Below are 25,038 nucleotides of genomic sequence, written 5' to 3' on the forward strand. Positions count from 1 at the left end.
CGATCTTCGCGAGCAAGCTCGCTCCTACAAGGGGGCGTCAGAAGTAATAACCAATATTCACATTGGTGCGGTAATACCATTCGTTGCTGCCCACCGAACTGGTGTTGGTAAAACCGCTGCCATTCTCTGCACCGCCATAGGGGTTGGCGTTGCGCGCCCAGGTAAAGTCGACCCAGGCCATCACCGGCATCGCGAGGAACTGCGCGCCCACGGTGAACATCTGCGAATCATCCCAGGCGCTCTTGTCTTTCATCATCCGACTGTAGTCGGTGTACAGCTTGACCTTCTTCAACTGCCCCAGGGTCGGGGTGTAGACGTCATAACCGAGGTTGACCGAGGCCAGGCTGGCCTTGGAGGCGATCAGGTACGCCGGGGTCAGGCCGTTGCCGCCCATCAGCACCGAATCCTTGCTGACGCCGGTGGGGTTTTCGGGGTCGTACTCATAGCGGATAGCCTGGCTGGTGACCGTCCACAGCCCCTTGTTGATGATGGCGTGTACGCCGGCAGCCCAGTAGTCGCCATCATCCTTGGTGGTGGCGTTGTACAGCTGGGCGGTCACCAGCGAGGCACCGATTTCGGTTTTCCAGCCATCGCTGTTGAAGGTGCGTGCCACCCGCGCGTTGAGCTGGTTGCGCTTCTCGTTGTCCTGGCGCGATTGGGTGAAGGCAATCGCATTGTCCTTCAAGTCGGCATAGCGTCCGACTTCCGGCGAATAGCGAATGTCGCTGGGCAACATGCGCGGGAAGAAGCCAAGCTGCACGTCCCAGTCCTGGTCCTTGTAGCTGTACTTGAGGCCGGTGCCGGCGCTCACCGCATAACCCATGAAAAACGGCAGGTGGTAACTCCAGCCAAATTGCGGATAGGGCTCCAGGCCGAACGGCTTGAACGGCGCCCCCAGTTGCAGGTTGGAGTTGGCGTTGAGTCGATAACCGACAAAGCCACGGTCGATGGAGCGCTTGCCGTCGTCCTGGAACCAGTAGCCGATATCGCTATAGAGGCTCTTGTAGGTGGCCTGCACATCCAGGCGGAACGTGTCGAAGAGAAACCGGCCATTGTTCTCGGTGGTGTCCCAATGCTCGTCGCGATAGTTGGTACGCAGCGCACCGCCGATATCCAGGCTGCTGTCACCGCTATCGCTGCGCCAGGAAATATGCGGGAAAGGTTTTTTGGCCGCGTTGGCCCGCACCGGCTCGGACGGAATGGGTTCTGCGGCGAAACTGCTGAAACTGGCAAACATCAATCCTGCACACAAGACGCGCTTCATAGAGACCTCTCTACCGGGTGATCGGCAACACTCGTCCGCTTGCCTTTAAAGGCAACTAAGGAGGGAGCGGGTCTTACCGGGTTTAAGTGTTGGTTATTATTGTTTTATCGGCGAAACGCCGTTTAATCAGTGAATGCACAGGAGTAGAGCAGGAAGTGTGCCAGGCGGCGTGTTAGTTTGTTTTTTATAAAAATATCATTAAAAACAATTGTTTATATGGGAAACAAAGCTGTTTGTATAACCCATGAAACAACCCGCAAGTGCGGTAACAAAGTTGCCCGTGATAGGTGCGTCTTTATTGCACGCTGCCAATCAAGCGGGCACTTTGCGGGTGATCCTGTAGGCGCGAGCGAAGAACTTGAGGGTAACGCGGTTATTCAGGATAAACCGCGTTATCGTTAACGTTCTTCGCGAGCAAGCTCGCTCCTACAGGAGGGGGTTAGAGGTCGAGCACCAACCGTTGGCTCTTGCAGCCGGAAACACACACCATCATCGACTTGTTCGCCGCACGCTCGGCCTTGGTCAGCACCCCATCGCGATGGTCGATCTCGCCTTCCACCACCCGGGTTTCACAGGAACCGCAAACACCCTCACGGCAGCTGTGATCGATATCGCAGCCGGCTTCGAGCAGTACATCCAGCAAGCTCAAACCAGGCTCCACCGACAGAGTCTTCCCGGACTTTTTCAATTCGACGCTGTAGCGGTTCTGGGCATCTGCGCTGGGCGGCAGTTCGGCGGCGGTAAACCGTTCGATATGGGCGTGGGGATAACCCAGGCGTTCACAGGTGCTCTCGAAGGCATCCAGCATCGGCGTTGGGCCGCAGCAATAGAAGTGCGTGTCCGCAGGCTGGCCGGCGAGGTAGGCGGCGAGGTCTGGCGGCACGCCTTTTTCGTCGTTGAAGTGGTACACCACCCGCGCATCGAGCCCGTTCAAGGCTTCCACCAGCGCCGCTTCCTGGCGCGAGCGCGCGCAGTAGATCAGCTCGGCGGATTTTCCCTGGGCCAGCAGTTGGCGGAACATGCAGTAGATCGGCGTAATGCCAATGCCACCGGCCACCAGCACGCTGTGGCTGGCGCTCAGGTCCAGTGCGAAGTTGTTGCGCGGTACCGAGATCGATAGCGGCATGCCGACCCGCAGTTGGCTGTGCACATATTCCGAGCCGCCGCGGCTGTTGCGGTCACGCAGGATGCCCACGGTGTAGCGCCCCTGGTCGCTGGGAGCGTTGAGCAGCGAGTAGCTGCGCACCAGGCCGTTGGCCAGGTGCAGGTCGATGTGCGAGCCGGCCTCGAACGGTGGGAACACGGTATCGCCCAACGGCCGCAGCTCCACGCTGATGATGCCTTCGGCTTCATAGCGCAAAGTGTGCACGCGGGCGGTGAGCAGGGAAGGCTTAGACATCATTCACCTCTGTGACGGTACGCAGGTCGACATCGAGCCGGGCGCTGGCCTCGATCTCGACCCGTAGTTCAGGAAACACCAGCGCGCTGACGGCCACCAGGGTCGACGTGGGAAACACTGCCTGGCCGGCGAAAAAATCCCGCCGGGCGCGGCCCACCTGGTCCTTGTCGGCGATATCGGTGAGGTACACGGTCAACCGGTGGATATTGCCGATATGCCCGCCGGCCGCTGTCACCAGCGCCTGGATCTTGCCCAGCACCACCAGGGTCTGGGCGTAGCAATCCAGGTTCGCCTCGCGGCTGGCGGGGTGCGCGGTCATCCCTGACATCACCACTTCGCGGCCGATCAGCAGGGCGTTGGACCAACTGGCGCCGGCCGGCTCGGCCACGCCTTGGCATTCAACCCGTCGCACGGCCTGGCTCATGACAGTTGCTTCGCGTCGATCAGTTCAAGCTGGGCCTTGGCCGCGTTCTTCAGGTAACGGCGCATGCGCACCACACCCAGGTCGTGCTGGTAGAGGTTTTCGCGCTGGTTGGCGTCCGGCTCCATGAACTCCAGCAGCACCCGATCCTGCTCCAGCACTGCCCAGTGCCGCGCTTCCAGGCGGTTCTTGTAGAGGAAGCGCCAAGTGTCGCGCTGCCAGCCGGTCAGCGGCCGGCAACGCCAGTGGAACACCGCTGACAACGCGCGGCTGCTCGGCGTGTAGCTGCCGATAATGGTGAAATTACCGCCCGGGCCGCCGGTTTTCGGGTAGGGGATTTCCAGGCGCAGCCAGTGGCAGCCGTTGTCCATGAATTCGGTCCAGTCGAAGTTCACCCCGCGCTGGCCTTCCTTCTCGAAAAAGAACCCGTTGTCGGTGTCGCGGGTGACGAACTTGGCGGTGGCTTCGCCTTCGCTCATCGAGTGCGACATCTTGTGCAGGTAGGTGCCGTGCATCGGGTCCATGACGTTGTCGATCACGTAGCGATAGTCACCTTTCCACTCGGTGTAGCAGACGAAGCTGCTCCACTCGGGCGAGGTCAACTGCTCGGGCAACACCAACTCGGGCGGCGTCTCCAGGTGCGGGTCGGCGGCGTTGAACAGAAAGATCGCACCCGCTGCTTCGCGGGTATGGAACATACGGGTCGGGCGGCTGCCTTCAAGTTTGCAGCCGGGGCTGCCGGGGACCTTGGTCACCGTGCCGTCACAGCGCACTTCGATGCCGTGATACGGGCACTGCAGGCGATCGCCCAGGATCGGTCCCTGGGACAGCGGCGCACCGCGATGGGGGCAGTGATCTTCCAGGGCATGTACGCGGCCATCGTTATCGCGCCACAGGGCGATCTTGTAGCCGAGGCGGCGCACCGACACCGGCTTTTCGCCGAGCAGGTCCGAGGGTAATACCGGGAACCAGAGGTCTTTTAGGCCATTGGCCAGATGGTTTTCAACAGGGTCGACGGTCAATTGCATAGTCATTTTTTTATTCCTTCTGCCGGGTCATTCGCCCAGCCGGGCCATCAGGGTTTGATAGGCATCTGCCGTCCACTCGCCGCTGGTCAGCGGGCAGGGCGGGCCGGCCAGGTTGAGGTGGGCGAGCAGCGCCGCAAGCTCAGTCACGCCGTTGCCGAAGGCGCGTTCGATGGAATCGCCCAGCAGCTCTTCAAACTGGGTATTGGGCCGTTTGCGCGCCTGATGGGGCTCGAGGAATCGTTCGGTAGTGCTCATGTCATTGACCTCCGTTGCGTACCCGTTCGCGGATCGTTTCGCGTACCGGGATAAAGTCGTATGTCGGGAAAACTTCAGTGCTGAACACGCCCCACGCCGAGCGTTCCAGCTCCACGTTCAGCGCGGGCAGCAGGCTCGGCGGCAAGCGCAGGGTGACGATCTGGCCCAGGCCCATGGCCACGGTCCAGCTCACCAGTTCCACGCCTTGGGGCGGAAAACGCTCCCACCACTCTTGCTGCTTCATATGGCGCTGAATGTCTTCGAGGTTCTTCGATTGGTCGTGCTTGAGCAGCACAGTCACCAGCAAGGTTTCGTTCATGTTCAGGCCGCGCTTTGTGTTGGCACGGTCCAGGCGTCGTAGCCATAGACCCAGTCGGCATTACCGCCGTCCTTGAGCCACTGGTTGCCGCGCGAGCCGATCTGGATCTGGCTGGTACGTTCCAGGCGCGCCTGCTGGTACGCCTGCAATGCCTGCGCGACCTGGGCCGGGCTGTCGAGGTCTTGCAGGTAGCGACCGAGTACCACTGCATCCTCGATGGCCTGGCCGGCACCCTGGGCCATGAACGGCATCATCGGGTGACAGGCATCGCCCAGCAGGGTGATCGCGCCCTTGGACCAGAACGGCAGCGGGTCACGCTCATACAACGCGGTCTTGAGTACATCGCTGCACGCCTCCAGCAGGGCGCGGGCGTCCGGATGGAACGCTTGATAGTGGCTGCGCAGCTCGTCGGCATCGCCAGCGCTGGTCCACGATTCTTCGTGCCAGCTGTCCTGGGCGGTGGTGGCGAAGATAAAAATGTCTTTACCCTGGTTGAGCGGGAACGTGACGATCTGGCTCTGCGGGTTGGGGCCCCACCACTTGGTGAACGCCTGGATATTCGGCACATGGGCCACCAACTCGGCCGGCACTACGGCGCGGTACGCCACCACTCCGGTAAAGCGCGGATGCTCTTCGCCGAACAGCGCGTTGCGCACCACCGAATGAATGCCGTCGGCGCCGATCAGCACATCACAGCGGTGCTGGCTGCCATCCTTGAAATGCAGGTGGATGCCGTCGTCAGTCTGCTCGACCCGTTCGGCGCGCTTGGCAAACTGCACCTGCTCCAGCGGGAACACCTCGGCCAGGGCCGCCAGCAGATCGGCGCGGTGGATGGTCAATTGCGGGGCGCCGTATTTCTGCTCGGCGGCATCGGACATTTCCAGGCGCGAAGTCTCTTCGCCGCTGTCCCACATCCGGCTGATGCGGTGGGTCGGCCGCGCGGCAGGGATGCGCACGGCGGCGCCAATGCCCAGGCCATCCAGCGCCCGTACCGCGTTGGGGGTGAGGTTGATATCGGCACCGACCCGCAAAAAGGCCTTGGACTGTTCGAACACGGTGACCTGGTGGCCGGCGCGGTGCAGGGCGATGGCGGCGGTCAGGCCGCCGATACCGGCACCGGCGATAGCAATATTCAGGGAAGGCATGGGCGACTCCTGCTCAGGATTTGGGTTTGTCGGTGAGGAACTTGCCTTGCGGCGCCTCGACGTGTTGCTGGCGTCGGGTATTGCCGTCGATGCCACCGGCAATCGCCCACTCGGCGAACACCGTGGGGCCCGGCTCAAAGGTGCGTGGCTGCCATTCGCCGGTCAGTTGGTCTTCGTCGGCGTAGTACTCCACCAGCGCGCCGGCGGGGTTCTTGAAGTACCAGAAAAACGCTGAAGACACCGGGTGGCGCCCCGGGCCGATTTCGGTCGGCCAGCCGCTGCGCGATACATGCATGCCACCGCCGAACACCTCGTGTACGTCGCGTACGGTAAAGGCCACATGGTTCAGGCCGGCCCGTGGCGCCGGCAGTTGCAGCATGAACAGGTCGTGATGGCCGCCTTCTTCGGCGGTGCGCAAGAACGCCCCGCGATCCGGGTAGCGATCCGAGGCCTGGAAGCCGAAACGCTCGTGGTAGAAGGCTTCGCAGGCGTTCACATCCTTGACGAAAAACACCACGTGGCCGACTTCAATCGGCGTGGCGCGTTCATAGATCGGCGCGGCCTTGTTGATCCGGCCCTTGGTCTGCCAGGTGTTGTGGCCGCTGCACTCGATCTGCAGCTCGCGCTTGCGCGTCACTTGCAGGCGGATCGCCAGGCCGTTGGGGTCGGTGCAGCCGATGCGCCCGTTACCTTCGACAAAACCCGGATCGTTGGCGATGCGTTCGGCGTACAGCGCAAGGTCCGCTGCGTCGGCCACGCCCCATACCACTTCGCGCACGGTGGAGCCGGCTTCGATGGCGGGCGGCAGGCTCGGTTTGTTCAGGTCGGCGAGTACTACGCGGCAGCCGTTGAGCGTTTCGAAGATCACTTCGTCCGCCTGGGTGCTGACCTGCTTCAAGCCCCAGTCGCTGAAAAACCGCACGCAGGTGTCGAGGTCCTCGACGCCATAGGTGACTTCATCAATACCTAAAACGCTCATCACGCTACCTCGTGTGGCACACCGGCCCAGGCCAGTGGCTGTTGGTTCATGCCCCAGTAGAGGCTCTTCTGTTCCATGTATTGCAGGATCCCCAGGCGCCCTTTTTCGCGGCCCAGGCCACTGTCGCGCCAACCGCCGAACGGCGTGGAGATCGAGAACTGCTTGTAGGTGTTGATCCACACCGTGCCGGCCTGCAAGCGCCGGCCCAGGGCCCAGGCGCGCTTGTAGTCACGGCTCCAGATGCCGGCCGCGAGGGCGTACAGGCTGTCGTTGGCCTGCTCCAGCAGTTGCTCTTCATCGTCGAATGGCATGGCCACCAGCACCGGGCCGAAGATTTCTTCCTGGCACACCTGCTGTTGGTTGTGCAGGCCCTCGAGGATGGTTGGCGGGTAGAAGTAACCCTGGTCATACAGCCCACCGCTGGGGCGCTGCCCGCCCAGGCGCAGGCGCCCACCTTCGGCCAGGCCGAGGGCGACATAACGCTCCACCGATTCACGATGGCCGGCGCTGATCAGGGGGCCCATCTGCGTGTTTTCGTCGGCCGGGTCGCCCATGCGCAGGTTCGCGGCGGCGGCCACCAAACGTTGCATGAAAGGTTCGTACAAGGCGCGCGCAACAAACAGCCGCGAACCGGCAATACACGCCTCGCCCGAGGAGCTGAAAATGCCGTACAGCACACCGGCCACTGCGTGGTCGAGGTCGGCGTCATCCAGGACGATGGTTGGCGACTTGCCGCCCAACTCCAAAGACACCGGCATCATCTTGTCGGCGGCGATATGGGCGATGTGCTTGCCGGTGCGGGTGCCGCCGGTGAACGACACGCGCTTGACCAGCGGGTGGCGGGTCAGCGCATCACCGAGCAATGAACCCTTGCCCGGCAACACGCTGATCAGGCCCTTGGGCAGGCCGGCCTCTTCACACAGGCGCGCCAGGCGCAGGGCCAGCAGCGGGGTGATTTCTGCCGGCTTGATCACCACCGCATTGCCCGCGGCCAGGGCCGGGGCGACCTTTTGCGCCTCGCTGGCAATCGGCGAGTTCCATGGGGTGATCGCGGCGACCACGCCCATCGGCTCGTACACGCTCATGCTGACGAAATCACCGCGCGACGGGGTGATGGTTTCTTCCAGGGTTTCGCAGGCAGCGGCGAAGAACTGGAAGGTACCGGCAGCACTCGCTACCAGCGCCCGGGTTTCATTGATCGGCTTGCCATTGTCCTGGCGTTGCAACTGCGCCAGCTCTTCACTGTGCAGGCGGATCAGCTCGGCAATGCGGTACAGCACGGCGGCCCGTTCGTGGGGTTTGCGTTGGGCCCAGCCGCTGTGCAGGAACGCCTGGTGCGCGCCTTGGATGGCGTCTTCCACATCCTGTAGATCGGCGGCATTGAGCCAGGCTACGGGTTCGCCGGTGGCCGGGTAGTGGCTGGCGTAGCGCTCGCCACGGCCCTGGCGCCAGTGGCCGGCGATGCAGATCGGTAAAGTCTGTTCGAGTGTCATCGACGGGCTCCTAGATTGAGATGGCATGGGCGTGGTTGCCCAAGGCACGGACCACGCTGTACACGGTCAGCGCCGAGGTCTTGGGGTTGGCCAGCAGCGGCTTGCCGCGCAGGCTCAACTCGAAGCGGCCAAAGGCGCCACGGGCTTCGAAGTGGTGGACGTTTTCGTCGCTGTGGGGGTCGGCGATCAACGTCACATGGGTGCGATCCAGGCCCAGCCCGGCCAGGGACAGGGTGGCGGCGACGTTGGCGTTTTTCGGGTACAGCCGCGCCGCTTCGCGGGCACTGCCCTGGAAGATCACCGTGGCTTGGCTGATGGAATCCAGATCGCAGGCCTGCTCGCCGGGGGTGTTCTTCCAGGCCCGGGCCGGCTTGCGCCCGGTGTAGTTGACCGAGTCCAGGCCGCCGACCTTGGCCGCCGACAACGCATCAATGCCGCCAATCGCGCCGGGCAGCAGCTCGATGCGGGTCTTGCCGCGTTCAGCGGCGGCTTCCAGGCGTTCTACCAGGCCCACTTCGGACAAGGCGCCGACCGAGACGATCAGGCAGGCAATGCCGCGCTCCAGGGCCGGCAGCACATGTTCCTCGATGGCCCGGTGGCCGGCGCACTCCACCAGCAAGTCCGGGCGGGCGTCGGCGGGCAATGCCGTGAGCACCTGCGGCGGCTGTTTGAAACTGGCCAGGCGCTGACGCACCAGAGCTTCGGAGCCCTGGGACGCAATGACGTAATCCACGCACAGCTGCGGATCGTTCTCCAGCAACTCCAGCACGCCGACGCCAATGGCGCCGCAGCCGATCATGGTGATATGCAACATGCGACGATCCTCAGGCGGTGGCCTTCTGGGCTTTGGTTTCGCTGTTGGGCGGGCCGGCGAACTGGGTGGCGAAGTTGCCCACGCTGAGCATGTCCACTTCCAGCAGGAACGGGCCGGGCTGACTCAGGGCGCTGTCGACCACCTTGCCGAAGTCCTTGAGGTCGGTGACCAGGCCATGGCGCAGGCCCATGGATTCGGCGAGCTTGGTGTAGTCCGGGGTGTGCAGGTCGACGTAGCAATGGCGGCTGCCGTAGACCGCGTCCTGGATATTGCGGATCACCCCGTAGCGCTGGTCGTTCATCAGCAGGATCACCAGGTTGGCGCGCTCCTGCACCAGGGTCGCCAGCTCACCGAGGTTGAGGATGAACCCGCCGTCGCCCGCCAAGGCAAACACCTTGCGCTCGGGCGCGGTTTCAGCCGCTGCCACGGCCGCACCGATACCCATCGCCAAACCCTGGCCGATGCCGCCACCGAGGGCGTGCACCCCGGCACGCGGGTGGTACAGGTTGAGCAGGCGGTTGCCCCAGATGCTGTTGGACAGGGTCACATCGCGCACCCAGGAGAAGTTGCGCCCGGTGCTCGCCTGCAATTGCTCGACCATCGCCGAGTACGGTCCCAGGTCCGCCACCAGTTGGCTGCGCGACTGCTCGCGCACGGCCTTGAGTTCGCTGAGAAACTGCGGGTCGGTGTGCAGGCGGCCTTCCAGGCGATCAGCCAAGCCGGCCAGGGCCAGGGCTGCATCGCCGCAGATAAACAGTTCGCTGGCATAGCTGCGGCCTTCGATGGCCGGGTTGGCGTCGATGCGCAGGGTGTTCTGCGGCAGCTTGAGCGCGTACTTGAAGGTCTCGTTGCTGCGCAGGCGTGAGCCGGCGATCAGCAGGGCATCGCAGGTTTGCAGGAACTGCTCGACCCGCTTGTTTTGCGAAAAGGCCCCCAGGCAACGCTCGTCGTCTTCATTGACCACGCCACGGCCCTGGGTCGACGTGATCACGCCCACACCCATCGCCAGCAGGCGTTTGACCTGCGGCCCGGCATGCCGTGCGCCGCCACCGAGCCAGAGCATTGGGCGCTTGGCATTGGCCAGGCGCGCGGCCACCAGGTCGAGGGCTTCCGGCGGTGGCACGGCGACCGGGATCGGCAGCGGCGACAGGTCGGTGGGCATCGGGATAAAGGTCGACTGGATGTCGATCGGGATCTCGACGCTGACCGGGCCGGTGGGGGCGGTGAGGGCGGTCTGCACCGCGAGCTTGAGGGTGCTGATGGCGGTCTCGACGCTGCGCACGCGGAAGGCGGCCTTGGACACCGCCTTGAGCATGTTCAACTGGTCGCGGGCTTCGTGGATATAGGCCAGCTCCTGGTCCAGGTACGGCGTCTCGATCTGCCCGGTGATGTGCAGCAGCGGCGTGCCGGCGGTCTGTGCTTCAACCATGGCGCCAGCGGCATTGCCGGCGGCGGTGCCGGTGGAGGTCAGGCACACGCCCAGGCCTCCGGTGGTGCGGGCATAGGCATCGGCCATGTTGGCGGCGCCGGCTTCACCCCGGGCCATGACAAAGCGGATGTTGCCGCGCACGGCGAAGGCATCGAGGATTGGCATGTTGTGGATCGAGATCACGCCAAACGCAGCCTTGACGTCGCATTGTTCGAGAAAGGCGGTGATGGCAGCGCCCACGGTGACAGTGTTTTCATTACGCATGGCGGGACAGGCCTCCGGATACATCGATATGGCTGCCTGTGGTGTAAGCCGACAGAGGCGAGGCCAGAAACAGGATCGCGCGGGCCGCTTCAAGCGGCAGGCCCAGGCGCCCCAGGGGAATATGTTTTTGTTGGGCCAGGCGGGCGGTCCATTGCGCCCAGTCGAGGTCGCGTTCTTCACGCGCTTCGAAGCGCCGGCGCCATTGCCCCGATTCCACCAGGCCAATCAGGATGCCGTTGACGCGGATGCCCTGGGGGGCGAATTCGGTAGCCATCGAGCGCACCAGGTTCTTGATCCCGGCGCGGGCGGCCGAGGTGGCGACCATGTGCGGCTCCGGCTGGCTGGCCAGCAGTGAGTTGACGCAGACGATGGCGGCGTCGGCCTGGTTTTGCAGCTGGGGCTTGAAGGCACGGACCGGGTTGATCACCGAAAAAAACTTCAGGTTCAGTTCTTCGGTCCAGGCGCTGTCGGTGGTGTCGGCAAAGGTCGAGACCCGGCCTTGCCCGGCGTTGTTGATCAGCACGCTGGCGGCGCCAAGCGCGGCCTGGCTGGCGCTGGCAAAGGCGTTGACCGCTTCGCCATCGAGCACATCGCACACCTGGGCCAGCAGGTGGCCTTGGGGGAAACGTTGGCGCAGGTCGTTTTCGGCACGTTGCAGGCGCTCTGCATCGCGGCCGCAGAACGCGACGGCTGCGCCGGCTTCCAGCAGCAGTTCGACGCACGCCAGGCCAATGCCCGAGGAGCCTCCGGTGACGATTGCGGTGCGGCCCTGCAATGGATAAAGGCTCATCTCAATCTCTCATCAAGGCAGTGACGCGGGGCTGGCCGCTGTGGGCGCCGCCGTTGTAGTTGAGCAGGCGCGACAACTCGTCGGCGCTGCGCCGGACCTGGGTCAACAGCTCTTCAAAATTCACATGACCGATTTGCGTGGTGGGGATGGTCACGCCAAGGGCCGCCACGATGTCGCCGCTCTGGTCGCGTACGGGGGCGGCGACGGTGGAAATCGCCGACTCAAAGAATCCTTCGCCGCTGACAAAACCGCGTTGGCGGTCAGCCTGGAGCAAGTCGAACAGCTCCATCACGGTTTTGGGTGTGCAATGGGAGTGCTGTTCCAGATGCTCCTCGGGGTACAGCTCGCGCAGTTCGGCCAGGGACAGGTCTTCGAGGAGGATGCGCCCCAGCACCGTGGCATGGGCCGGCAACCGGGTGCCGACGTTGACCGCATTGGAGAACACCGACGGCGGCGAGACCTTGGCCACGTACACGATGGAACGTCCATCGCGCACCACCAGGTTGCTGGGGTAGTTCACCCGGTCGCACAACCGCGCCAGCAGTGGCTGCCCCAGTTCGGTCAGCTCCAGCGACGCGAGGTACTCGAAGCCCAGGCGCAGCACCGACATGCCCAGGCGGTATTCGTTGCCGCTGCGGGTGACGAAGCCCATGGTTTCCAGGGTGGTCAGCAGGCGGAAGATGGTCGAGCGCGGCAGCGCCAGGCGCCGTGCCAGCTCCGGCGCCGTCAGGGTGCGGTTGCGCCGGCTGAACTCGCAGAGCAGCAGCAAGCCGCGCTCCAGGCCCGGCACGATGTATTTGTCCTGGGCATCCTTCAGCAGATCTGAGTCGTTCATAAGGTTCTACCTGTCAGGGATTGTTTGAGGGCGTAGGCCAGGCGACCGGCAACCACCAGCGGTTGTTCGATGGGGCTGGCATGGCCTGCGTCGGCGATCAGGTTGAAGCTGGCACCCAGGGCCTTGGCCACGCCCAGGCAGGTGTCGGGGGTGGTGATGGCGTCGGCTTCGCCGCAATGCACGTCGCAGGGCATCGCCGGTTGGCCGTGGCGCAGCAGGTCGTCGCCGCACAGCAATTCGATGGCCTGGCGATAACCCAGCGGGTTCAGGCGCGCCATGTTCCAGTGGACCCAGGCCAGTGCTTCGGGCTGGGCACGGGGTGACAGCATGTGCGCGCTGCGTTGTGCGGCCAGCCCGGCGATGCCCAGGCGTTGCAGGTTGTCCAGGCGTTGCTGGCGTACTTGCTTGCGCTGCGGGCTACGTTCGGGCGCGCCATAGCCGCGAGCGGGGCTGATCAGCACCAGGCGGCTCACGCGTTTGGCCTGGGCACTGCGGGCCAATGCCAGGGCGGTCAGCGCGCCCAGGGAATGGCCGACCAGCACGCACTCATCCACCTGCAGCGCATCGAGCATCTGCACCAGGCGCGCGGCGTATTGCTCGGCCTTGGGCACTTGCGACTCCAGGGGGCTGGAGTCGCCATAACCCGGTGCATCCCAGGCGATGACCCGAGCCTGGGCCGCCAGATGCTGTGCCACCTGCAGCCAGGACGCCGCCCCGGAGCCGATGCCGTGCAGCAACACCACCGCAGGCCCCGTGCCACAGACACGCAGGGCCTGCTGGCCACCTGCTGAGGCGACCAGCTGCTGGGGGAAATCGCGCTGCAGTTGGGCTTGCAGGTGGGCCGTCGGCGCGGCTTGAGTGAGTCCTGGCAACATGGGCTTACCCGCGCTTGATCGAGGCCAGAGGGTGCTCTGGCGGATAGGTCGGGGTGATCGGCTTTTTCGCGCCGAGCATCACGCACATCAGCGCGTCTTCGTCGCCGATGTTGATCTCTTCGCGGTACACGCCAGGCGGCACGGAAATCACGTCGCGGTCGGTGAGGATGGTTTCGAAGCGTTCGCCGTCCTTTTCCAGCACCACTTTGAGTTTGCCGCGCAGCACGAAGAACACTTCTTCGACGTCAATGTGCAGGTGTGGCGGGCCCTCGTGGCCGGCCGGGATGACCATGGTGGAAAAGGTGAAGTGCTCCGACGGGATGGTGTTCATGTCGGTGCTGATGCCGGTACCGCCGGTGCCGATGTAGCGCATTTGCGCGCGGCGGAACTTGGGGTCGTAGTCGGCCTGGAACTTCAGCGCATCCCAGTCGTACTTGCGCGTCTCGTAGCGGGCGATACGCGTGCTCATCCAGCTTTCCAGGCTGGCGCCGGCAGGGCGATCCCAGCTTTTTGGGGTGTCGTTTTGGGCAGATAGATCAGTCATGACAGTCTCCAGATCAAGGCATGACGAACCCGCCGTTGACCGGCAGGGTTTGTCCAGTGATAAAGCGGGCAAGGTCGGACAGCGCGAACAGCACGGCGCCGCTGACGTCTTCGGGCAATTGCGGGCGCTGCAGGGCCCGCTGGTCGTTGTAAAAACGGTGGCGCGCCTCGGGCACGTAGGCGGTGGCTTCCACCAGCACCAGGCCGGGGGCGATGGCGTTGACGGTGATGTTGTCGCTGCCCAGTTCCCGCGCCAGGCTGCGGGTCATGGCGATGATTGCGCCTTTGCTGGCGACATACGCCAACAGGTTCGGCGCGCCCCACAGCGGGGTGTCCGAGGCCAGGTTGACGATGGCGCCCTGACCGCTGTCGCGCAGGGCCGGCAGGCAGGCGGTGGTCATCAGCCAGGTGCCGCGCACGTTGACTTGCATCACCTGGTCCCAGGTGTCGATGCTCAGCTCTTCGCAGCTCTTGCCGCCGGAGTTGGTGATCGAGGCGTTGTTGACCAGGCCGTCGAGGCCGCCGAGCAGGCTGATCGTCGCGTCGATACAGGCCTGGATCGATGCGGGTTGCGCCAGGTCCACTGTCACGGCCTGTACGTCCAGGCCCAGCGCCCGTAATTCGGCGGCGGCCTGCTGCACACGTTCGTGCAGCACATCGGCGATCACCACACGGGCGCCGGCCTGGCCGATGGCCTGGGCAAAGGCATAGCCCAGGCCACGGGCACCACCGGTGACCAGCACGCGGCGGCCTGCAAGCAAAAGGTCATGGCCGCTCATCATTGAGTGCTCAACATGGCTTTGGGCATGTAGTGCAGGACGCGTTTTTCCGCCCACACCACCGCACCGTAGGCGATCACCCCAATCAGGGTCAGCGCCACAATGGCGACGAACACCCCGGCGGTGTTGCCCTGGCCCTCGGCGTCCACCAGCAAGAAGCCCAGGCCCTGGTTGCCGCCCACCAACTCACCGACGGTGACGCCAATCACCGCCAGGGTCGAGGCGATGCGCAGGCCGGAAAACAGCGCGGCCATGGCCGACGGGAACTCCACCAGGCGGAAGATCTGCCAGCGGCTGGCGTTCATGGTGCGTACCAGGTTGATCATGTCCGGGTCGACGGTGCGGATCGCCGAGAGCACGTTGATCATCACCGGGAAAAACACAATCAGGATGGCGATCAGGATCTTCGGGTAGATGGTGTAGCCCAGCCACATCACGAACAGCGGCGCAAAGGCGACTTTGGGGGCGATCTGCAACGCCAGGATGTACGGCGACAACATGGCTTCGGCGGCCGGCGACAGGCCCAGTGATACGCCGATCATCACCCCCAGCAGGGCGCCGAGGGCGAAGCCGACGACGATCTCCAGGGCGGTGATCAGGGTGTGTTGCAGCAGGCCGCCGGTTTGCCACATCACCAGGCTTTCCTGGGCCACGCGGCTGAGTTTGGGCATGACGAACTCGGGCATGCCGAGCAGGCCCGGACCCCATTGCCACAGCACCAGGAACAGGATCAGCAGCGCGACGCTACCGAGCACGGAGTTGTTGTTTTTCATCGTGTGCGTACCTCAATGTCCCGGTGCTTCACTGTGCGGCGACCGGGCTGTCGACGAATTGGTTGGTGAAGAGCTCTTCAAGCGGGGTCGCCTGGGTGACGATGCCTTCGCTGACATAGAACTGGCGCACCTTGTCCAGATGCTCCGGATCGATGTGGCCGAGCACGGCTTGCTTGGCGTAGACGTGTTCGACGTAGAGCTTGAAGATCTTCTCCAGCGAGTCTTCCTTGCCGGCGTAGGCCGGTACCGCCTTGGCGAAGGTCACGGCGGCGGCGCGCGGGTCCTGGATGATGTCGCGCATGCCTTGCAGGGTGCCCTGCACCACGCCACGCACAACCTGGGGCTGGTTCTTGATGGCGTCGTCCGAGGCGAGAATCGCCTGGGCCATGCTTTCGAAGATCTGGTCCTGGGGGATCAGCTTGATCTGCACCCCGGCTTCCTGGGCGTTGATCACCCAGTCCGGTACGCCGGCCATGGCCTGGGCCTTGTTGGCGGAGAACAGCTGCCAGACCCCGGCGGGGCCGGCGGCCTGGATGTCCACATCGTTCTTGCCCAGCCCGGCTTTGCGCAGCGAGGCGAGCAGGGCGTAGTAAGTGGTGTCGGAGTACGACATCACCGTCATGGTCTTGCCCTTGAGGTCGCTGATGCTGTTGATGTTGTCCTTGGCATTGGTGGCGATCATCGTCACCCCGCCGTCACCCAGCACCGCCACGGCGCGCACCGGGATGCCATTGGCCCGCACCACGATCGGCGTGTCACCGATGGCGCCGCCGATCAGCGCGTTACCGGCGCCGATCTGCTTGGCCACGTCCACGCCACCTTTGGCGGCGATAAAGGTCAGGTCCAGGTCCTGGGCCGTGTAGTAGCCCTTTTCTTTGGCGATGATCCACGGTGCGAACGCGGGCGAGTTGGGCGGCGCCGGCAGCAGGTAAGTGACCTTGGTCGGCTGTGCCTGGGCGGCGCAGGCCATACCGAGGCCCAGGCTGAGGGCGCAAAGACGTTGAAACAGAGACTTGAGCATGGGGACTCCTGAATCGGTTGGGGGCCGCGAGGGCGGTGATCAGTGCAGTTCGGTGTCGGCGCCGACCTGGAGCAACTCCATCAGGCGGCCTACCAGCGGGCCGATTTCCGGCAGCTTGCGGCGCTCCAGGGGGTTGTCGCGAAACGGCAGGTCAATGCTGATTTCTTCGATGATCGTGCCGGGGCGCGCGCTCATGACCAGCAAGCGGTCGGACATGGCGATGCCTTCGATCAGGTCATGGGTGATGAACAGGGCGGTCTTCTTTTCGTCGAACAGCATCCGTGCCATGTCCTGTTGCAGGATCATCTTGGTCTGGGCATCGAGGGCCGAGAACGGCTCGTCGAGGAACAGCACCTGTGGGTCGATGGCCAGGGTGCGAGCCAGGGCGGCGCGCTGGCGCATGCCGCCGGAGAGCTGGAACGGGTAGTGATCGGCGTAACCGTTGAGGTGGCAGCGGTCGAGCAGGTCCAGGGCCACCTTCTGCCGAGTGGCGGCGGGCACGCCCTGGATCTCCAGGCCCAGCTCCACGTTGCGGCGGATGCTGCGCCAAGGCATCAGCAGATCCTTTTGCAACATGAACGCGACCTGCGGCACGGGCCCGGTGACCGGCTCGCCACCGACGAACACTTCACCTTCGCTGGGCCGGTACAGGCCCGAGCCCATATTCAAAATGGTGCTCTTGCCACAACCGGATGGGCCGATGATCGACACCACTTCACCCCGGCGAATCTTGAAGTTCACCTCGCGAATGGCGAAGGGCGCGTCCGCTTTACCCTTGGCCGGGAAACATTTACCGACATTGCGAAATTCAATTTCAGTCGGCTCCAGCTCTTCCTTGAGAGCGGGGTTATTCCATTGGGGCGTCACGGCGTACATCTCTTTCACAGCCATCAGGTAGGTTCTCTGGTCTGTTTTATAGGTGATACGCCGTTTAGTGCATGAACAATGCCAGGGGGTTATTTCCTACAGTTTTTTAGTAAATGTCTTTTGATATCAGTTGTTTGGATATAAATAGTTGCAGGCTTAATGTTTCATATATGAAACGTTGGTTCTTATATGGCACGAAATTGCACACTGCCCGGGCATGTTTTGGGAAGTTGCGAGAACTCGGTGCTTTTTCGGGTAACGCGGAGAAGTTACGAAGGGGCTTATTTGTTTTATATATAAAACGCAGCTGTGCGTTTCTATATAGGTAGTTGTAGGAGCGAGCTTGCTCGCGAAGAACGTTAACGAAAACGCGGGCTTCCTGGATAAGCGCGGCGGTCTCGGGTTTTTCGTCGGAACGCCGCCCGGAGCCAAGCTCGCTCCTACAGGGGGCAGGCGTTAAAAAAGGCAAAAAAAAGGGCCTGAAGAGCAAGTCTTCAAGCCCTCAAAAGGGTGAGAGGTGTCTAGTCCCTCAACCTGGTGAGCGGTGCTACATGCGTTCAGGCCTTCAAAGGCACCAGACGCGGGGCAATCATGTTTTCCGGGCGCAGGATGTCGTCGAGCATGGCGTCGTCGAGCAAGCCTTCTTCGCGCACCAGCTCCAGCACGCCGCGGCCGCTTTCAAGGGCGATACGCGCGATGCGGGTGGCGTTTTCATAGCCGATGTACGGGTTCAGCGCAGTGACCAGGCCGATGGAGTGCTCCACCAGTTCGCGGCAGCGGGCTTCGTTGGCGGTGATGCCGACGATGCAGTGCTCGCGCAGCATGTCCATGGCGCGTTGCAGCAGGCGGATCGAGTCGAAGATCTTGAAAGCGATCAGCGGCTCCATCACGTTCAGTTGCAGCTGGCCGCCTTCGGCCGCCATGGTCAGGGCCAGGTCGTTACCGATGACCTGGAACGCTACCTGGTTCACGGCTTCCGGGATCACCGGGTTGACCTTGCCGGGCATGATCGAGCTGCCTGGCTGACGCGCTGGCAGGTTGATCTCGTTGATCCCGGTACGTGGGCCGCTGGACAGCAGGCGCAGGTCGTTGCAGATCTTCGACAGCTTCACCGCCGTGCGCTTGAGCATCCCGGAGAACAGCACGAAAGCGCCCATGTCGGAGGTGGCTTCGATCAGGTCGGCCGCCGGTACCAGCGGCTGGCCGCTGATGGTGGCCAGGCGTTGTACGGCCAGGGCCTGGTAGCGCGGGTCGGCGTTGATGCCGGTACCGATGGCGGTGCCGCCCAGGTTGACTTCGGTCAGCAGCTCCGGAGCCAGGGTTTTGAGGCGTGCCAGGTCTTCACCCAGGGTGGTGGCGAAGGCGCGGAATTCCTGGCCGAGGGTCATCGGCACGGCGTCTTGCAGTTGGGTGCGGCCCATTTTCAGGACGTGGCCGAACTCGACACCTTTGGCGGCGAACGCCTGGATCAGGCTGTCGAGGCTGGCCAGCAGCGCGTCATGGCCCAACAGCAGACCCAGGCGGATCGCGGTCGGGTAGGCGTCGTTGGTCGACTGCGCCATGTTCACGTCGTTGTTGGGGTGCAGGTATTGGTATTCGCCCTTGTTGTGGCCCATGGCCTCCAACGCGATGTTGGCGATGACTTCGTTGGCATTCATGTTGGTTGAAGTGCCAGCGCCGCCTTGAATCATGTCCACCACGAACTCTTCGTGGAAGTCACCGCGGATCAGGCGGGCGCAGGCTTCGCTGATGGCAGCGTGCTTGGCTTCGCTGAGCTGGCCCAACTCGCGGTTGGCATCTGCGGCGGCTTGCTTGACCATTGCCAGACCGACCACCAATTTCGGGTAATGCGAAATCGGAACGCCGGAGAGACGGAAGTTATTCACAGCTCGCAGGGTCTGGATGCCGTAATACGCTTGAGCAGGTACTTCAAGTACGCCAAGCAGGTCTTTTTCTGTGCGGAATGATGCAGCGGAGGACATGACGGAAATCATCTCGATATGGACCCGGGCTAGGCCGGAACGCTGTGAATGCTAGGCTTGTGGGAGTTTTTGGGCCAATGCTATTAAGCACTGGCCTATGCACAAACGGCATAATGTTGATGTGACCCGGTTATCATGGCGGGCGTGTGTGCCAAAATGGTGCATGCCCTGGAGAATCAGATGAACCTTGAAAGCAAATGGCTGGAAGACTTTAGCGCCCTGGCGGCCACCCGCAGCTTCTCCCAGGCAGCGGAGCGGCGCTTCGTCACCCAGCCGGCCTTCAGTCGACGCATCCGCAGCCTCGAGGCGGCCCTGGGGCTGACGTTGGTCAACCGTTCGCGCACGCCCGTCGAACTGACCGCGGCGGGGCAGTTGTTTTTGGTCACCGCGCGCACGGTGGTCGAGCAATTGGGCGAAGTACTGCGCCATTTGCATCATTTGGAAGGTGGTCAGGGCGAAGTCATGCAAGTGGCTGCCGCTCACTCCCTGGCGTTGGGCTTTTTCCCACGCTGGATCGCGCAATTGCGCAACGAAGGGCTGAACATCGCCACACGTCTGGTGGCCACCAACGTCGGCGACGCCGTGCATGCCCTTCGCGAAGGCGGGTGCGACCTGATGCTGGCGTTCTACGACCCGGATGCGGCGATGCAGATGGACCCGGACATTTTCCCGTCGTTGCACCTGGGCAACACCGAAATGCTCCCGGTATGCGCCGCCGATGCCGATGGCAAGCCGTTGTTTGACCTGGAGGGCGAGGGCAGTGTGCCGCTGCTGGCCTACAGTGCGGGTGCGTTTCTCGGGCGCTCGGTCAATCTGCTCTTGCGCCAACGTGCCCTGCGCTTCACCACGATTTACGAAACCGCGATGGCCGATAGCCTGAAAAGCATGGCCCTGGAAGGATTGGGAATTGCCTGGGTGCCACAGTTGAGCGTGCGCGCCGAACTGGCGCGCGGCGAGCTGGTTGTGTGCGGCGGGGCGCAGTGGCATGTGCCGCTGGAGATTCGCCTGTATCGCTGCGCGTTGGTGCGCAAGGCCAACGTGCGGTTGTTGTGGCGCAAGCTGGAAGGCGGCGCGGCGCAGTCCCCGGCGGCTGAGCGCGGTTAAATGTGGGAGTTGGCTTGCCTGCGATAGCGGTGTATCGGCTGACATTTCAGGCACTGACCCTCCGCCATCGCAGGCAAGCCAGCTCCCACAGTATTTTGTGGTGTTTTCGCTGACCTGGAAGTCAATAAAACCGCCTGTTTGAGGTGTAAGACAGATGGTCACCCAAGGGGCTGTTTATCTGCATTATTACGGTATACTGCGCGGCCTTCGGCCGGTCCAACCGGCCTTAATTCGTACAACAAGCCACGCCGGATTTCCCGCGTGGCTTGTTGTTTTTTGACGCGCCTGCGGGCGCCCAGAGAGAAGAGGCACGACGATGAGTGCATTGGTTGGCGTGATCATGGGCTCCAAGTCCGATTGGTCCACCCTTAGCCACACCGCCGATATGCTGGAAAAGCTCGGCATTGCGTTTGAAGTGAAGGTGGTCTCTGCCCACCGCACGCCAGACCTGCTGTTCCAGTATGCCGATGAAGCAGAATCCCGTGGCATCGAGGTGATTATCGCCGGTGCCGGTGGCGCCGCCCACTTGCCGGGCATGTGTGCGGCCAAGACCCACTTGCCGGTACTCGGCGTGCCGGTGCAGTCGTCGATGCTCTCGGGCGTGGATTCGCTGTTGTCCATCGTGCAGATGCCCGCCGGGATTCCGGTAGCGACCCTGGCGATCGGCAAGGCTGGTGCGATCAACGCGGCATTGCTGGCTGCCAGTATCCTGGGCGCCAAGCATCCACAGTTCCACGCGGCCCTGAAGAAATTCCGCGCCGAACAGACTGACAGCGTCCTGGACAATCCAGACCCACGCATCGCCTGAGGTTGTTGATTGATGAAAATCGGTGTAATCGGTGGCGGCCAACTGGGTCGCATGCTGGCCTTGGCGGGCACTCCGCTGGGGATGAACTTCGCGTTTCTTGATCCGGCGCCGGACGCCTGTGCGGCGGCCCTGGGCGAACACCTGCGGGCGGACTACAGCGACCCAGACCACTTGCGCCAACTGGCCGATGAAGTCGACCTGGTGACCTTCGAGTTCGAGAGCGTGCCGGCTGAAACCGTGGCGTTCCTCTCGCAATTCGTGCCGGTGTACCCAAGCGCCGAAGCGCTGCGCATTGCCCGTGACCGCTGGTTCGAAAAGAGCATGTTCAAGGACCTGGGCATTCCGACCCCGGCGTTCGCCGATATCCAGTCCCAGGCGGACCTGGATGCTGCCGTCGCCAGCATCGGCCTGCCGGCTGTGCTGAAAACCCGCACCCTGGGTTATGACGGCAAGGGCCAGAAAGTCTTGCGCACCGAAGCCGATGTGGTCGGCACGTTCGCCGAGCTGGGCAGCGTCGCCTGCCTGCTGGAAGGCTTTGTGCCGTTCACCGGCGAAGTCTCGCTGGTGGCCGTACGCGCCCGTGATGGCGAAACCCGCTTCTACCCGTTGGTGCACAACACCCACGACAGCGGCATCCTCAAGTTGTCCGTGGCCAGCACCGATCACCCGTTGCAGGCCCTGGCCGAAGACTATTCCAGCCGCGTATTGAAGCAACTGGATTATGTCGGCGTGATGGCGTTCGAGTTCTTTGAAGTCGACGGTGGCCTCAAGGCCAACGAAATCGCCCCGCGCGTGCACAACTCCGGGCACTGGACCACCGAAGGCGCTGAGTGCAGCCAGTTCGAAAACCACCTGCGGGCGGTAGCGGGCTTGCCACTGGGTTCCACGGCCAAGGTCGGCGAGAGCGCGATGCTCAACTTCATTGGCGTGGTGCCGCCGGTTGACCAGGTCATTGCGATTGATGACTGCCACCTGCATCACTATGGCAAGGCTTTCAAGGTCGGGCGCAAGGTCGGTCACGCCAACCTGCGTTGCAAGGACCGCGCGACGCTTGATGCGCAAATCGCCAAGGTCCAGGCGCTGATTGCCGCGCAATAACCCGTGGAGCGGCGGGAACCATTGGTGACCGCCATCCTCTGATTGCAGGATGCCAAAGTCTGACTAGGCTTCAGCTAACTTTCATTCAGAGGGAAATGCCATGGGTATCATTGGGACCATCTTTATCGGTTTGATCGTCGGCCTGCTGGCGCGTTTCCTGAAACCAGGCGACGACAGCATGGGCTGGATCATGACCATCCTGCTGGGTATCGCCGGCTCCCTGGCGGCGACCTATGGTGGCCAGGCGCTGGGTATCTACCAGGCAGGCCAGGGCGCAGGCTTCATTGGCGCGTTGGTAGGTGCCATTGTGTTGCTGGTGATCTACGGTCTGCTGAAAAAGAAGTGATTTAGCGACAAGCCCTCTGCGCTGCGCAGGCGCAGGGGGCTAGAATGCCGGCACTGTTCTTATTTGCCGAGCCACCTTCATGCGCCGCCTCCTGTTGACTGTCCTTTTGCTGGGTTCAAGCCTGGCCCACGCCGCTGAGCTGCCGGAAACCGACTGGCTGGAACTGATGCCCAAGTCAGACCAGAAAGCCCTCGAACAAATGCCGGATATCGACCACAACTCCCCAGAGGCCCTGGGCACCTTTACCGAAAAGGGTGGCTTGAAGCAGAGCAAGGGCTTGCCGGCCGTGATGTATTCGACCAAGACCGTGGGCGCCATGAATGGCAAGCACATCCGCCTGGGTGGCTATCCGGTGCCCCTGGAAACCGATGCCAAGGGCCGCAGTACCCTGTTCTTCCTGGTGCCGTACCCGGGCGCCTGCATCCACGTGCCGCCGCCACCGCCCAACCAGTTGGTGTTGGTGCGCTATCCCAAGGGTTTGAAGCTCGATGATATCTACACGCCGTTGTGGGTCACCGGCACGTTGAAGGTGGAGACGGTCAACAACGACCTGGCGGATGCGGCGTATGCGCTGGATGCGGGTGTGGTGCGGGTGGTGCAGGAGTCAGACCTGTAACCAGCGCCACAAATCCCCCCCTGTGGGAGCGGGCTTGCTCGCGATGGCGGTGTATCAGTCGACATTTCGTTAACTGACCCACCGCTATCGCGGGCAAGCCCGCTCCCACATTGGGTCTACAGGGGCAGGCTGGCGATGCTCACGCCCATGGTGTGGCTCGCACCCGGTGCCAGCGCCACTGCATCGTCCAGCACATTGGCCGTTTCGATGCACAGCATGCCCTGCCAGCCATCGTCGGCCATGTCATCGAAAGCCTTGGCGCGTTCAGTCCAGGGGTTCCAGATCACCGTCGATTTCGACCCTTCGCTGGTGAGTTGGATACGCCGCTGCCAGTCGTTATCCACGATGTTCAATTGGGCCGGGGTGTCGAGGTAGATGCGGTCGGTCTCGGCAGTGAAGTGCAGGAGGCCCGATTGCTTCTTGGTCGCCCAACCGTCGGCGGTATCGATATAGTCCAGCCCATCCAGGCCTTCGACCTGCACGTTGCGCACATCGCTGACGGCGAAGTAGCTGTGCAGCGCCTGGCTGATCGTCACCGTGTGGGTGCCACGGTTGTGGCTGGTCAGGCGGATATGCAGTTGCTCGTCCAGCAGCAGGCTCATGTTCAGATCGACCTGATGCGGCCAGCCAGGGAAACCGCCCGCTGGCGCAATGAGCGCCAATTCAACGCGATTGTCTTGCACGCCGACCAAGGTCCAGATGGCGGTACGCGCAAAGCCATGGGCGCCGGCCGGCTGGTCGCTCTGGCGCATCGCCTTGACGCTTTGCGGGTTGCGCTCGAATACACCAAACCACGGCCAGCACACCGGCACGCCGGTACGGATGCCTTTGCCTTGCTTGAACACCGCCTTGTCGTTGGGCCAGATCACCGGTTTTGCATCGGCCGGCTGGTAACTGAAGACGTGCGCACCCTGTTGGGCCACCAGCACTTCGGCGCCGTTGTGGCGGATGCGCCAGCAGTCCAGCTCATCCATTTTCACGGTTTCAACGTGGGGCGTAGGCATACAGGGCTCTCTTAATGACAGGCAATGGGGCAATGGACCGTCAAACCGCCGTGAGGTTTAACGCGCCCGTGACGGAACCGAGCGGGTGCGACCGCTGCCATCAATGGCGACGAACACAAACACCGCCTCGGTGACTTTGCGCCATTCGCTGGACAGCGGGTCATCGCTCCACACTTCGACCATCATCTGGATCGAGCTGCGGCCGATTTCCAGGGCCTGGGTGTAGAAGGACAACTGCGCGCCCACCGCCACCGGAACCAGGAACGCCATGCGATCGATCGCCACGGTAGCCACGCGGCCGCCGGCGACCTTGCTGGCCATTGCCGTGCCGGCCAGGTCCATCTGCGCGACCAGCCAGCCGCCGAAAATATCGCCGAAACCGTTGGTTTCACGGGGAAGTGCGGTGATTTGCAGGGCGAGATCGCCTTGCGGGATAGGATCTTCTTGTTCGAGTTCGATCATGCCGGGGGTGCCTCTGACCCGTGACTCTTGGAATATGTAATCGGTGAATAGCCGTCTTGGAAAAACGATTCAGCCCCGAACATACTACGTTCGTCACGTTTTTCGAAAGGCGCCTTAAGGGAAACTCTGCGAAATCGGCTGGCCGGTGCCAACGACGTTTTCGCGCAACTTCCACTGATATGCCGGTGCAAGGTGGGGAGTATATCGGTCGATAGCCTGCACGACGACCACCGGGTCCTGATTTTGTACATCTATCTACAGGGTTTGGCAGGCGTCAATAAAATGGCCAAAACAGTCATGCAACTTGAGGGGTTTGACCATTGTT

At 62.9% G+C, this 25,038-nt stretch carries 27 protein-coding genes; 5 read left to right on the plus strand and 22 right to left on the minus strand.

The window, feature by feature from the left end; all coding sequences use genetic code 11:
* Window positions 1-37: 37 nt before the first annotated feature.
* From BHC62_RS25905 to aspA, 20 genes are all read right to left on the minus strand, one after another.
* Window positions 38-1,264 (minus strand): hypothetical protein, encoded by a 1,227-nt coding sequence (locus tag BHC62_RS25905; RefSeq protein ID WP_070996681.1) that lies wholly within the window; start codon window positions 1,262-1,264, stop codon window positions 38-40.
* A 439-nt stretch (window positions 1,265-1,703) separates the two neighbouring features.
* Window positions 1,704-2,663 carry a PDR/VanB family oxidoreductase gene (locus BHC62_RS25910; RefSeq protein ID WP_029289996.1) on the minus strand — a complete coding sequence of 320 codons (960 nt, stop codon included), beginning with the start codon at window positions 2,661-2,663 and terminating at the stop codon, window positions 1,704-1,706.
* The gene (locus tag BHC62_RS25915; protein WP_070996683.1) at window positions 2,656-3,087 is read right to left on the minus strand and encodes a Rid family hydrolase; all 432 of its coding nucleotides are present in this window, start codon (window positions 3,085-3,087) and stop codon (window positions 2,656-2,658) included. Before BHC62_RS25915 ends, BHC62_RS25910 begins: the two co-directional genes overlap by 8 nt.
* Window positions 3,084-4,118 carry an aromatic ring-hydroxylating dioxygenase subunit alpha gene (locus tag BHC62_RS25920; protein WP_029289992.1) on the minus strand — a complete coding sequence of 345 codons (1,035 nt, stop codon included), beginning with the start codon at window positions 4,116-4,118 and terminating at the stop codon, window positions 3,084-3,086. Before BHC62_RS25920 ends, BHC62_RS25915 begins: the two co-directional genes overlap by 4 nt.
* A gap of 21 nt (window positions 4,119-4,139) precedes the next feature.
* Window positions 4,140-4,367: a recombinase-like helix-turn-helix domain-containing protein gene (locus BHC62_RS25925; RefSeq protein WP_029289990.1), complete on the minus strand. Its 228-nt coding sequence runs from the start codon at window positions 4,365-4,367 to the stop codon at window positions 4,140-4,142.
* Window position 4,368: 1 nt separating this feature from the next.
* A complete protein-coding gene (locus BHC62_RS25930) occupies window positions 4,369-4,686 on the minus strand; it encodes a hypothetical protein (protein ID WP_029289988.1) in 318 nt (105 codons plus the stop codon).
* A 2-nt stretch (window positions 4,687-4,688) separates the two neighbouring features.
* Entirely contained in the window at window positions 4,689-5,831 is a 1,143-nt protein-coding gene (locus BHC62_RS25935; RefSeq protein WP_070996685.1) for an FAD-dependent monooxygenase, read from the minus strand.
* A 13-nt stretch (window positions 5,832-5,844) separates the two neighbouring features.
* Entirely contained in the window at window positions 5,845-6,810 is a 966-nt protein-coding gene (locus BHC62_RS25940) for a VOC family protein (protein ID WP_029289984.1), read from the minus strand.
* Window positions 6,810-8,303, minus strand: coding sequence for an aldehyde dehydrogenase (locus BHC62_RS25945; protein ID WP_029289982.1), 1,494 nt, complete (start codon window positions 8,301-8,303; stop codon window positions 6,810-6,812). Before BHC62_RS25945 ends, BHC62_RS25940 begins: the two co-directional genes overlap by 1 nt.
* A gap of 10 nt (window positions 8,304-8,313) precedes the next feature.
* Window positions 8,314-9,117, minus strand: a complete 804-nt coding sequence (locus tag BHC62_RS25950; RefSeq protein WP_070996686.1) for an aspartate dehydrogenase — start codon at window positions 9,115-9,117, stop codon at window positions 8,314-8,316.
* 10 nt (window positions 9,118-9,127) lie between these two features.
* Entirely contained in the window at window positions 9,128-10,810 is a 1,683-nt protein-coding gene (locus tag BHC62_RS25955; protein WP_070996688.1) for a thiamine pyrophosphate-binding protein, read from the minus strand.
* Window positions 10,803-11,600: an SDR family oxidoreductase gene (locus BHC62_RS25960; protein ID WP_070996690.1), complete on the minus strand. Its 798-nt coding sequence runs from the start codon at window positions 11,598-11,600 to the stop codon at window positions 10,803-10,805. Before BHC62_RS25960 ends, BHC62_RS25955 begins: the two co-directional genes overlap by 8 nt.
* 1 nt (window position 11,601) lies before the next feature.
* Window positions 11,602-12,435, minus strand: a complete 834-nt coding sequence (locus BHC62_RS25965) for an IclR family transcriptional regulator (RefSeq protein ID WP_029289973.1) — start codon at window positions 12,433-12,435, stop codon at window positions 11,602-11,604.
* On the minus strand, window positions 12,432-13,310 hold the full coding sequence (locus BHC62_RS25970; protein WP_070996691.1) for an alpha/beta fold hydrolase: 879 nt from the start codon (window positions 13,308-13,310) through the stop codon (window positions 12,432-12,434). The genes BHC62_RS25965 and BHC62_RS25970 overlap by 4 nt, the downstream gene beginning before the upstream one ends.
* A gap of 4 nt (window positions 13,311-13,314) precedes the next feature.
* On the minus strand, window positions 13,315-13,854 hold the full coding sequence (locus BHC62_RS25975) for a cupin domain-containing protein (protein ID WP_029289969.1): 540 nt from the start codon (window positions 13,852-13,854) through the stop codon (window positions 13,315-13,317).
* Between the two features lie 13 nt (window positions 13,855-13,867).
* Window positions 13,868-14,632: an SDR family oxidoreductase gene (locus BHC62_RS25980; RefSeq protein WP_371128936.1), complete on the minus strand. Its 765-nt coding sequence runs from the start codon at window positions 14,630-14,632 to the stop codon at window positions 13,868-13,870.
* Window positions 14,632-15,405, minus strand: a complete 774-nt coding sequence (locus tag BHC62_RS25985; RefSeq protein WP_029289965.1) for an ABC transporter permease — start codon at window positions 15,403-15,405, stop codon at window positions 14,632-14,634. The genes BHC62_RS25980 and BHC62_RS25985 overlap by 1 nt, the downstream gene beginning before the upstream one ends.
* Before the next feature lie 28 nt (window positions 15,406-15,433).
* Entirely contained in the window at window positions 15,434-16,426 is a 993-nt protein-coding gene (locus BHC62_RS25990; protein WP_029289963.1) for an ABC transporter substrate-binding protein, read from the minus strand.
* A gap of 39 nt (window positions 16,427-16,465) precedes the next feature.
* Window positions 16,466-17,302: an ABC transporter ATP-binding protein gene (locus BHC62_RS25995; RefSeq protein ID WP_050492657.1), complete on the minus strand. Its 837-nt coding sequence runs from the start codon at window positions 17,300-17,302 to the stop codon at window positions 16,466-16,468.
* 548 nt (window positions 17,303-17,850) lie between these two features.
* Complete coding sequence (gene aspA, locus BHC62_RS26000) at window positions 17,851-19,275, minus strand: aspartate ammonia-lyase (protein ID WP_038444539.1); 1,425 nt, start codon at window positions 19,273-19,275, stop codon at window positions 17,851-17,853.
* 180 nt (window positions 19,276-19,455) lie between these two features.
* Between aspA and BHC62_RS26005 the strand changes: the two genes are divergently transcribed.
* The 5 genes from BHC62_RS26005 (at window position 19,456) to BHC62_RS26025 (ending at window position 23,247) form a co-directional block, all read left to right on the plus strand.
* The gene (locus tag BHC62_RS26005; RefSeq protein WP_029289957.1) at window positions 19,456-20,379 is read left to right on the plus strand and encodes a LysR substrate-binding domain-containing protein; all 924 of its coding nucleotides are present in this window, start codon (window positions 19,456-19,458) and stop codon (window positions 20,377-20,379) included.
* A gap of 316 nt (window positions 20,380-20,695) precedes the next feature.
* Window positions 20,696-21,187: a 5-(carboxyamino)imidazole ribonucleotide mutase gene (purE, locus tag BHC62_RS26010; protein WP_029289954.1), complete on the plus strand. Its 492-nt coding sequence runs from the start codon at window positions 20,696-20,698 to the stop codon at window positions 21,185-21,187.
* Window positions 21,188-21,199: 12 nt separating this feature from the next.
* Window positions 21,200-22,285, plus strand: a complete 1,086-nt coding sequence (locus tag BHC62_RS26015; RefSeq protein WP_029289952.1) for a 5-(carboxyamino)imidazole ribonucleotide synthase — start codon at window positions 21,200-21,202, stop codon at window positions 22,283-22,285.
* A 100-nt stretch (window positions 22,286-22,385) separates the two neighbouring features.
* Window positions 22,386-22,631, plus strand: coding sequence for a GlsB/YeaQ/YmgE family stress response membrane protein (locus BHC62_RS26020; RefSeq protein ID WP_029289950.1), 246 nt, complete (start codon window positions 22,386-22,388; stop codon window positions 22,629-22,631).
* A 79-nt stretch (window positions 22,632-22,710) separates the two neighbouring features.
* The gene (locus BHC62_RS26025; protein WP_029289947.1) at window positions 22,711-23,247 is read left to right on the plus strand and encodes a DUF3299 domain-containing protein; all 537 of its coding nucleotides are present in this window, start codon (window positions 22,711-22,713) and stop codon (window positions 23,245-23,247) included.
* A 116-nt stretch (window positions 23,248-23,363) separates the two neighbouring features.
* Here BHC62_RS26025 and BHC62_RS26030 read toward each other — a convergent pair whose 3' ends face one another.
* On the minus strand, window positions 23,364-24,251 hold the full coding sequence (locus BHC62_RS26030) for a D-hexose-6-phosphate mutarotase (protein ID WP_070996694.1): 888 nt from the start codon (window positions 24,249-24,251) through the stop codon (window positions 23,364-23,366).
* Window positions 24,252-24,308: 57 nt separating this feature from the next.
* Entirely contained in the window at window positions 24,309-24,713 is a 405-nt protein-coding gene (locus BHC62_RS26035; RefSeq protein ID WP_003176975.1) for an acyl-CoA thioesterase, read from the minus strand.
* Between the last annotated feature and the right edge of the window lie 325 nt (window positions 24,714-25,038).

Origin of the sequence: Pseudomonas sp. 06C 126, from assembly GCF_001855215.1 — a bacterium.
Lineage (GTDB): Bacteria > Pseudomonadota > Gammaproteobacteria > Pseudomonadales > Pseudomonadaceae > Aquipseudomonas > Aquipseudomonas proteolytica.

What these genes read in the sequence shown, in the direction of transcription:
- BHC62_RS25955 (WP_070996688.1), bottom strand. Translation starts at nt 10,810, where the DNA reads ATGCGTAATGAAAACACTGTCACCGTGGGCGCTGCCATCACCGCCTTT.
- BHC62_RS25940 (WP_029289984.1), bottom strand. Translation starts at nt 6,810, where the DNA reads ATGAGCGTTTTAGGTATTGATGAAGTCACCTATGGCGTCGAGGACCTC.
- BHC62_RS25920 (WP_029289992.1), bottom strand. Translation starts at nt 4,118, where the DNA reads ATGACTATGCAATTGACCGTCGACCCTGTTGAAAACCATCTGGCCAAT.
- BHC62_RS25950 (WP_070996686.1), bottom strand. Translation starts at nt 9,117, where the DNA reads ATGTTGCATATCACCATGATCGGCTGCGGCGCCATTGGCGTCGGCGTG.
- BHC62_RS25980 (WP_371128936.1), bottom strand. Translation starts at nt 14,632, where the DNA reads ATGAGCGGCCATGACCTTTTGCTTGCAGGCCGCCGCGTGCTGGTCACC.
- purE (WP_029289954.1), top strand. Translation starts at nt 20,696, where the DNA reads ATGAGTGCATTGGTTGGCGTGATCATGGGCTCCAAGTCCGATTGGTCC.
- BHC62_RS26025 (WP_029289947.1), top strand. Translation starts at nt 22,711, where the DNA reads ATGCGCCGCCTCCTGTTGACTGTCCTTTTGCTGGGTTCAAGCCTGGCC.
- BHC62_RS25925 (WP_029289990.1), bottom strand. Translation starts at nt 4,367, where the DNA reads ATGAGCACTACCGAACGATTCCTCGAGCCCCATCAGGCGCGCAAACGG.
- BHC62_RS25985 (WP_029289965.1), bottom strand. Translation starts at nt 15,405, where the DNA reads ATGAAAAACAACAACTCCGTGCTCGGTAGCGTCGCGCTGCTGATCCTG.
- BHC62_RS26030 (WP_070996694.1), bottom strand. Translation starts at nt 24,251, where the DNA reads ATGCCTACGCCCCACGTTGAAACCGTGAAAATGGATGAGCTGGACTGC.
- BHC62_RS25935 (WP_070996685.1), bottom strand. Translation starts at nt 5,831, where the DNA reads ATGCCTTCCCTGAATATTGCTATCGCCGGTGCCGGTATCGGCGGCCTG.
- aspA (WP_038444539.1), bottom strand. Translation starts at nt 19,275, where the DNA reads ATGTCCTCCGCTGCATCATTCCGCACAGAAAAAGACCTGCTTGGCGTA.
- BHC62_RS25965 (WP_029289973.1), bottom strand. Translation starts at nt 12,435, where the DNA reads ATGAACGACTCAGATCTGCTGAAGGATGCCCAGGACAAATACATCGTG.
- BHC62_RS25905 (WP_070996681.1), bottom strand. Translation starts at nt 1,264, where the DNA reads ATGAAGCGCGTCTTGTGTGCAGGATTGATGTTTGCCAGTTTCAGCAGT.
- BHC62_RS25910 (WP_029289996.1), bottom strand. Translation starts at nt 2,663, where the DNA reads ATGTCTAAGCCTTCCCTGCTCACCGCCCGCGTGCACACTTTGCGCTAT.
- BHC62_RS26020 (WP_029289950.1), top strand. Translation starts at nt 22,386, where the DNA reads ATGGGTATCATTGGGACCATCTTTATCGGTTTGATCGTCGGCCTGCTG.
- BHC62_RS25990 (WP_029289963.1), bottom strand. Translation starts at nt 16,426, where the DNA reads ATGCTCAAGTCTCTGTTTCAACGTCTTTGCGCCCTCAGCCTGGGCCTC.
- BHC62_RS25960 (WP_070996690.1), bottom strand. Translation starts at nt 11,600, where the DNA reads ATGAGCCTTTATCCATTGCAGGGCCGCACCGCAATCGTCACCGGAGGC.
- BHC62_RS25975 (WP_029289969.1), bottom strand. Translation starts at nt 13,854, where the DNA reads ATGACTGATCTATCTGCCCAAAACGACACCCCAAAAAGCTGGGATCGC.
- BHC62_RS25945 (WP_029289982.1), bottom strand. Translation starts at nt 8,303, where the DNA reads ATGACACTCGAACAGACTTTACCGATCTGCATCGCCGGCCACTGGCGC.
- BHC62_RS25930 (WP_029289988.1), bottom strand. Translation starts at nt 4,686, where the DNA reads ATGAACGAAACCTTGCTGGTGACTGTGCTGCTCAAGCACGACCAATCG.
- BHC62_RS25995 (WP_050492657.1), bottom strand. Translation starts at nt 17,302, where the DNA reads ATGTACGCCGTGACGCCCCAATGGAATAACCCCGCTCTCAAGGAAGAG.
- BHC62_RS25970 (WP_070996691.1), bottom strand. Translation starts at nt 13,310, where the DNA reads ATGTTGCCAGGACTCACTCAAGCCGCGCCGACGGCCCACCTGCAAGCC.
- BHC62_RS25915 (WP_070996683.1), bottom strand. Translation starts at nt 3,087, where the DNA reads ATGAGCCAGGCCGTGCGACGGGTTGAATGCCAAGGCGTGGCCGAGCCG.
- BHC62_RS26005 (WP_029289957.1), top strand. Translation starts at nt 19,456, where the DNA reads ATGAACCTTGAAAGCAAATGGCTGGAAGACTTTAGCGCCCTGGCGGCC.
- BHC62_RS26035 (WP_003176975.1), bottom strand. Translation starts at nt 24,713, where the DNA reads ATGATCGAACTCGAACAAGAAGATCCTATCCCGCAAGGCGATCTCGCC.
- BHC62_RS26015 (WP_029289952.1), top strand. Translation starts at nt 21,200, where the DNA reads ATGAAAATCGGTGTAATCGGTGGCGGCCAACTGGGTCGCATGCTGGCC.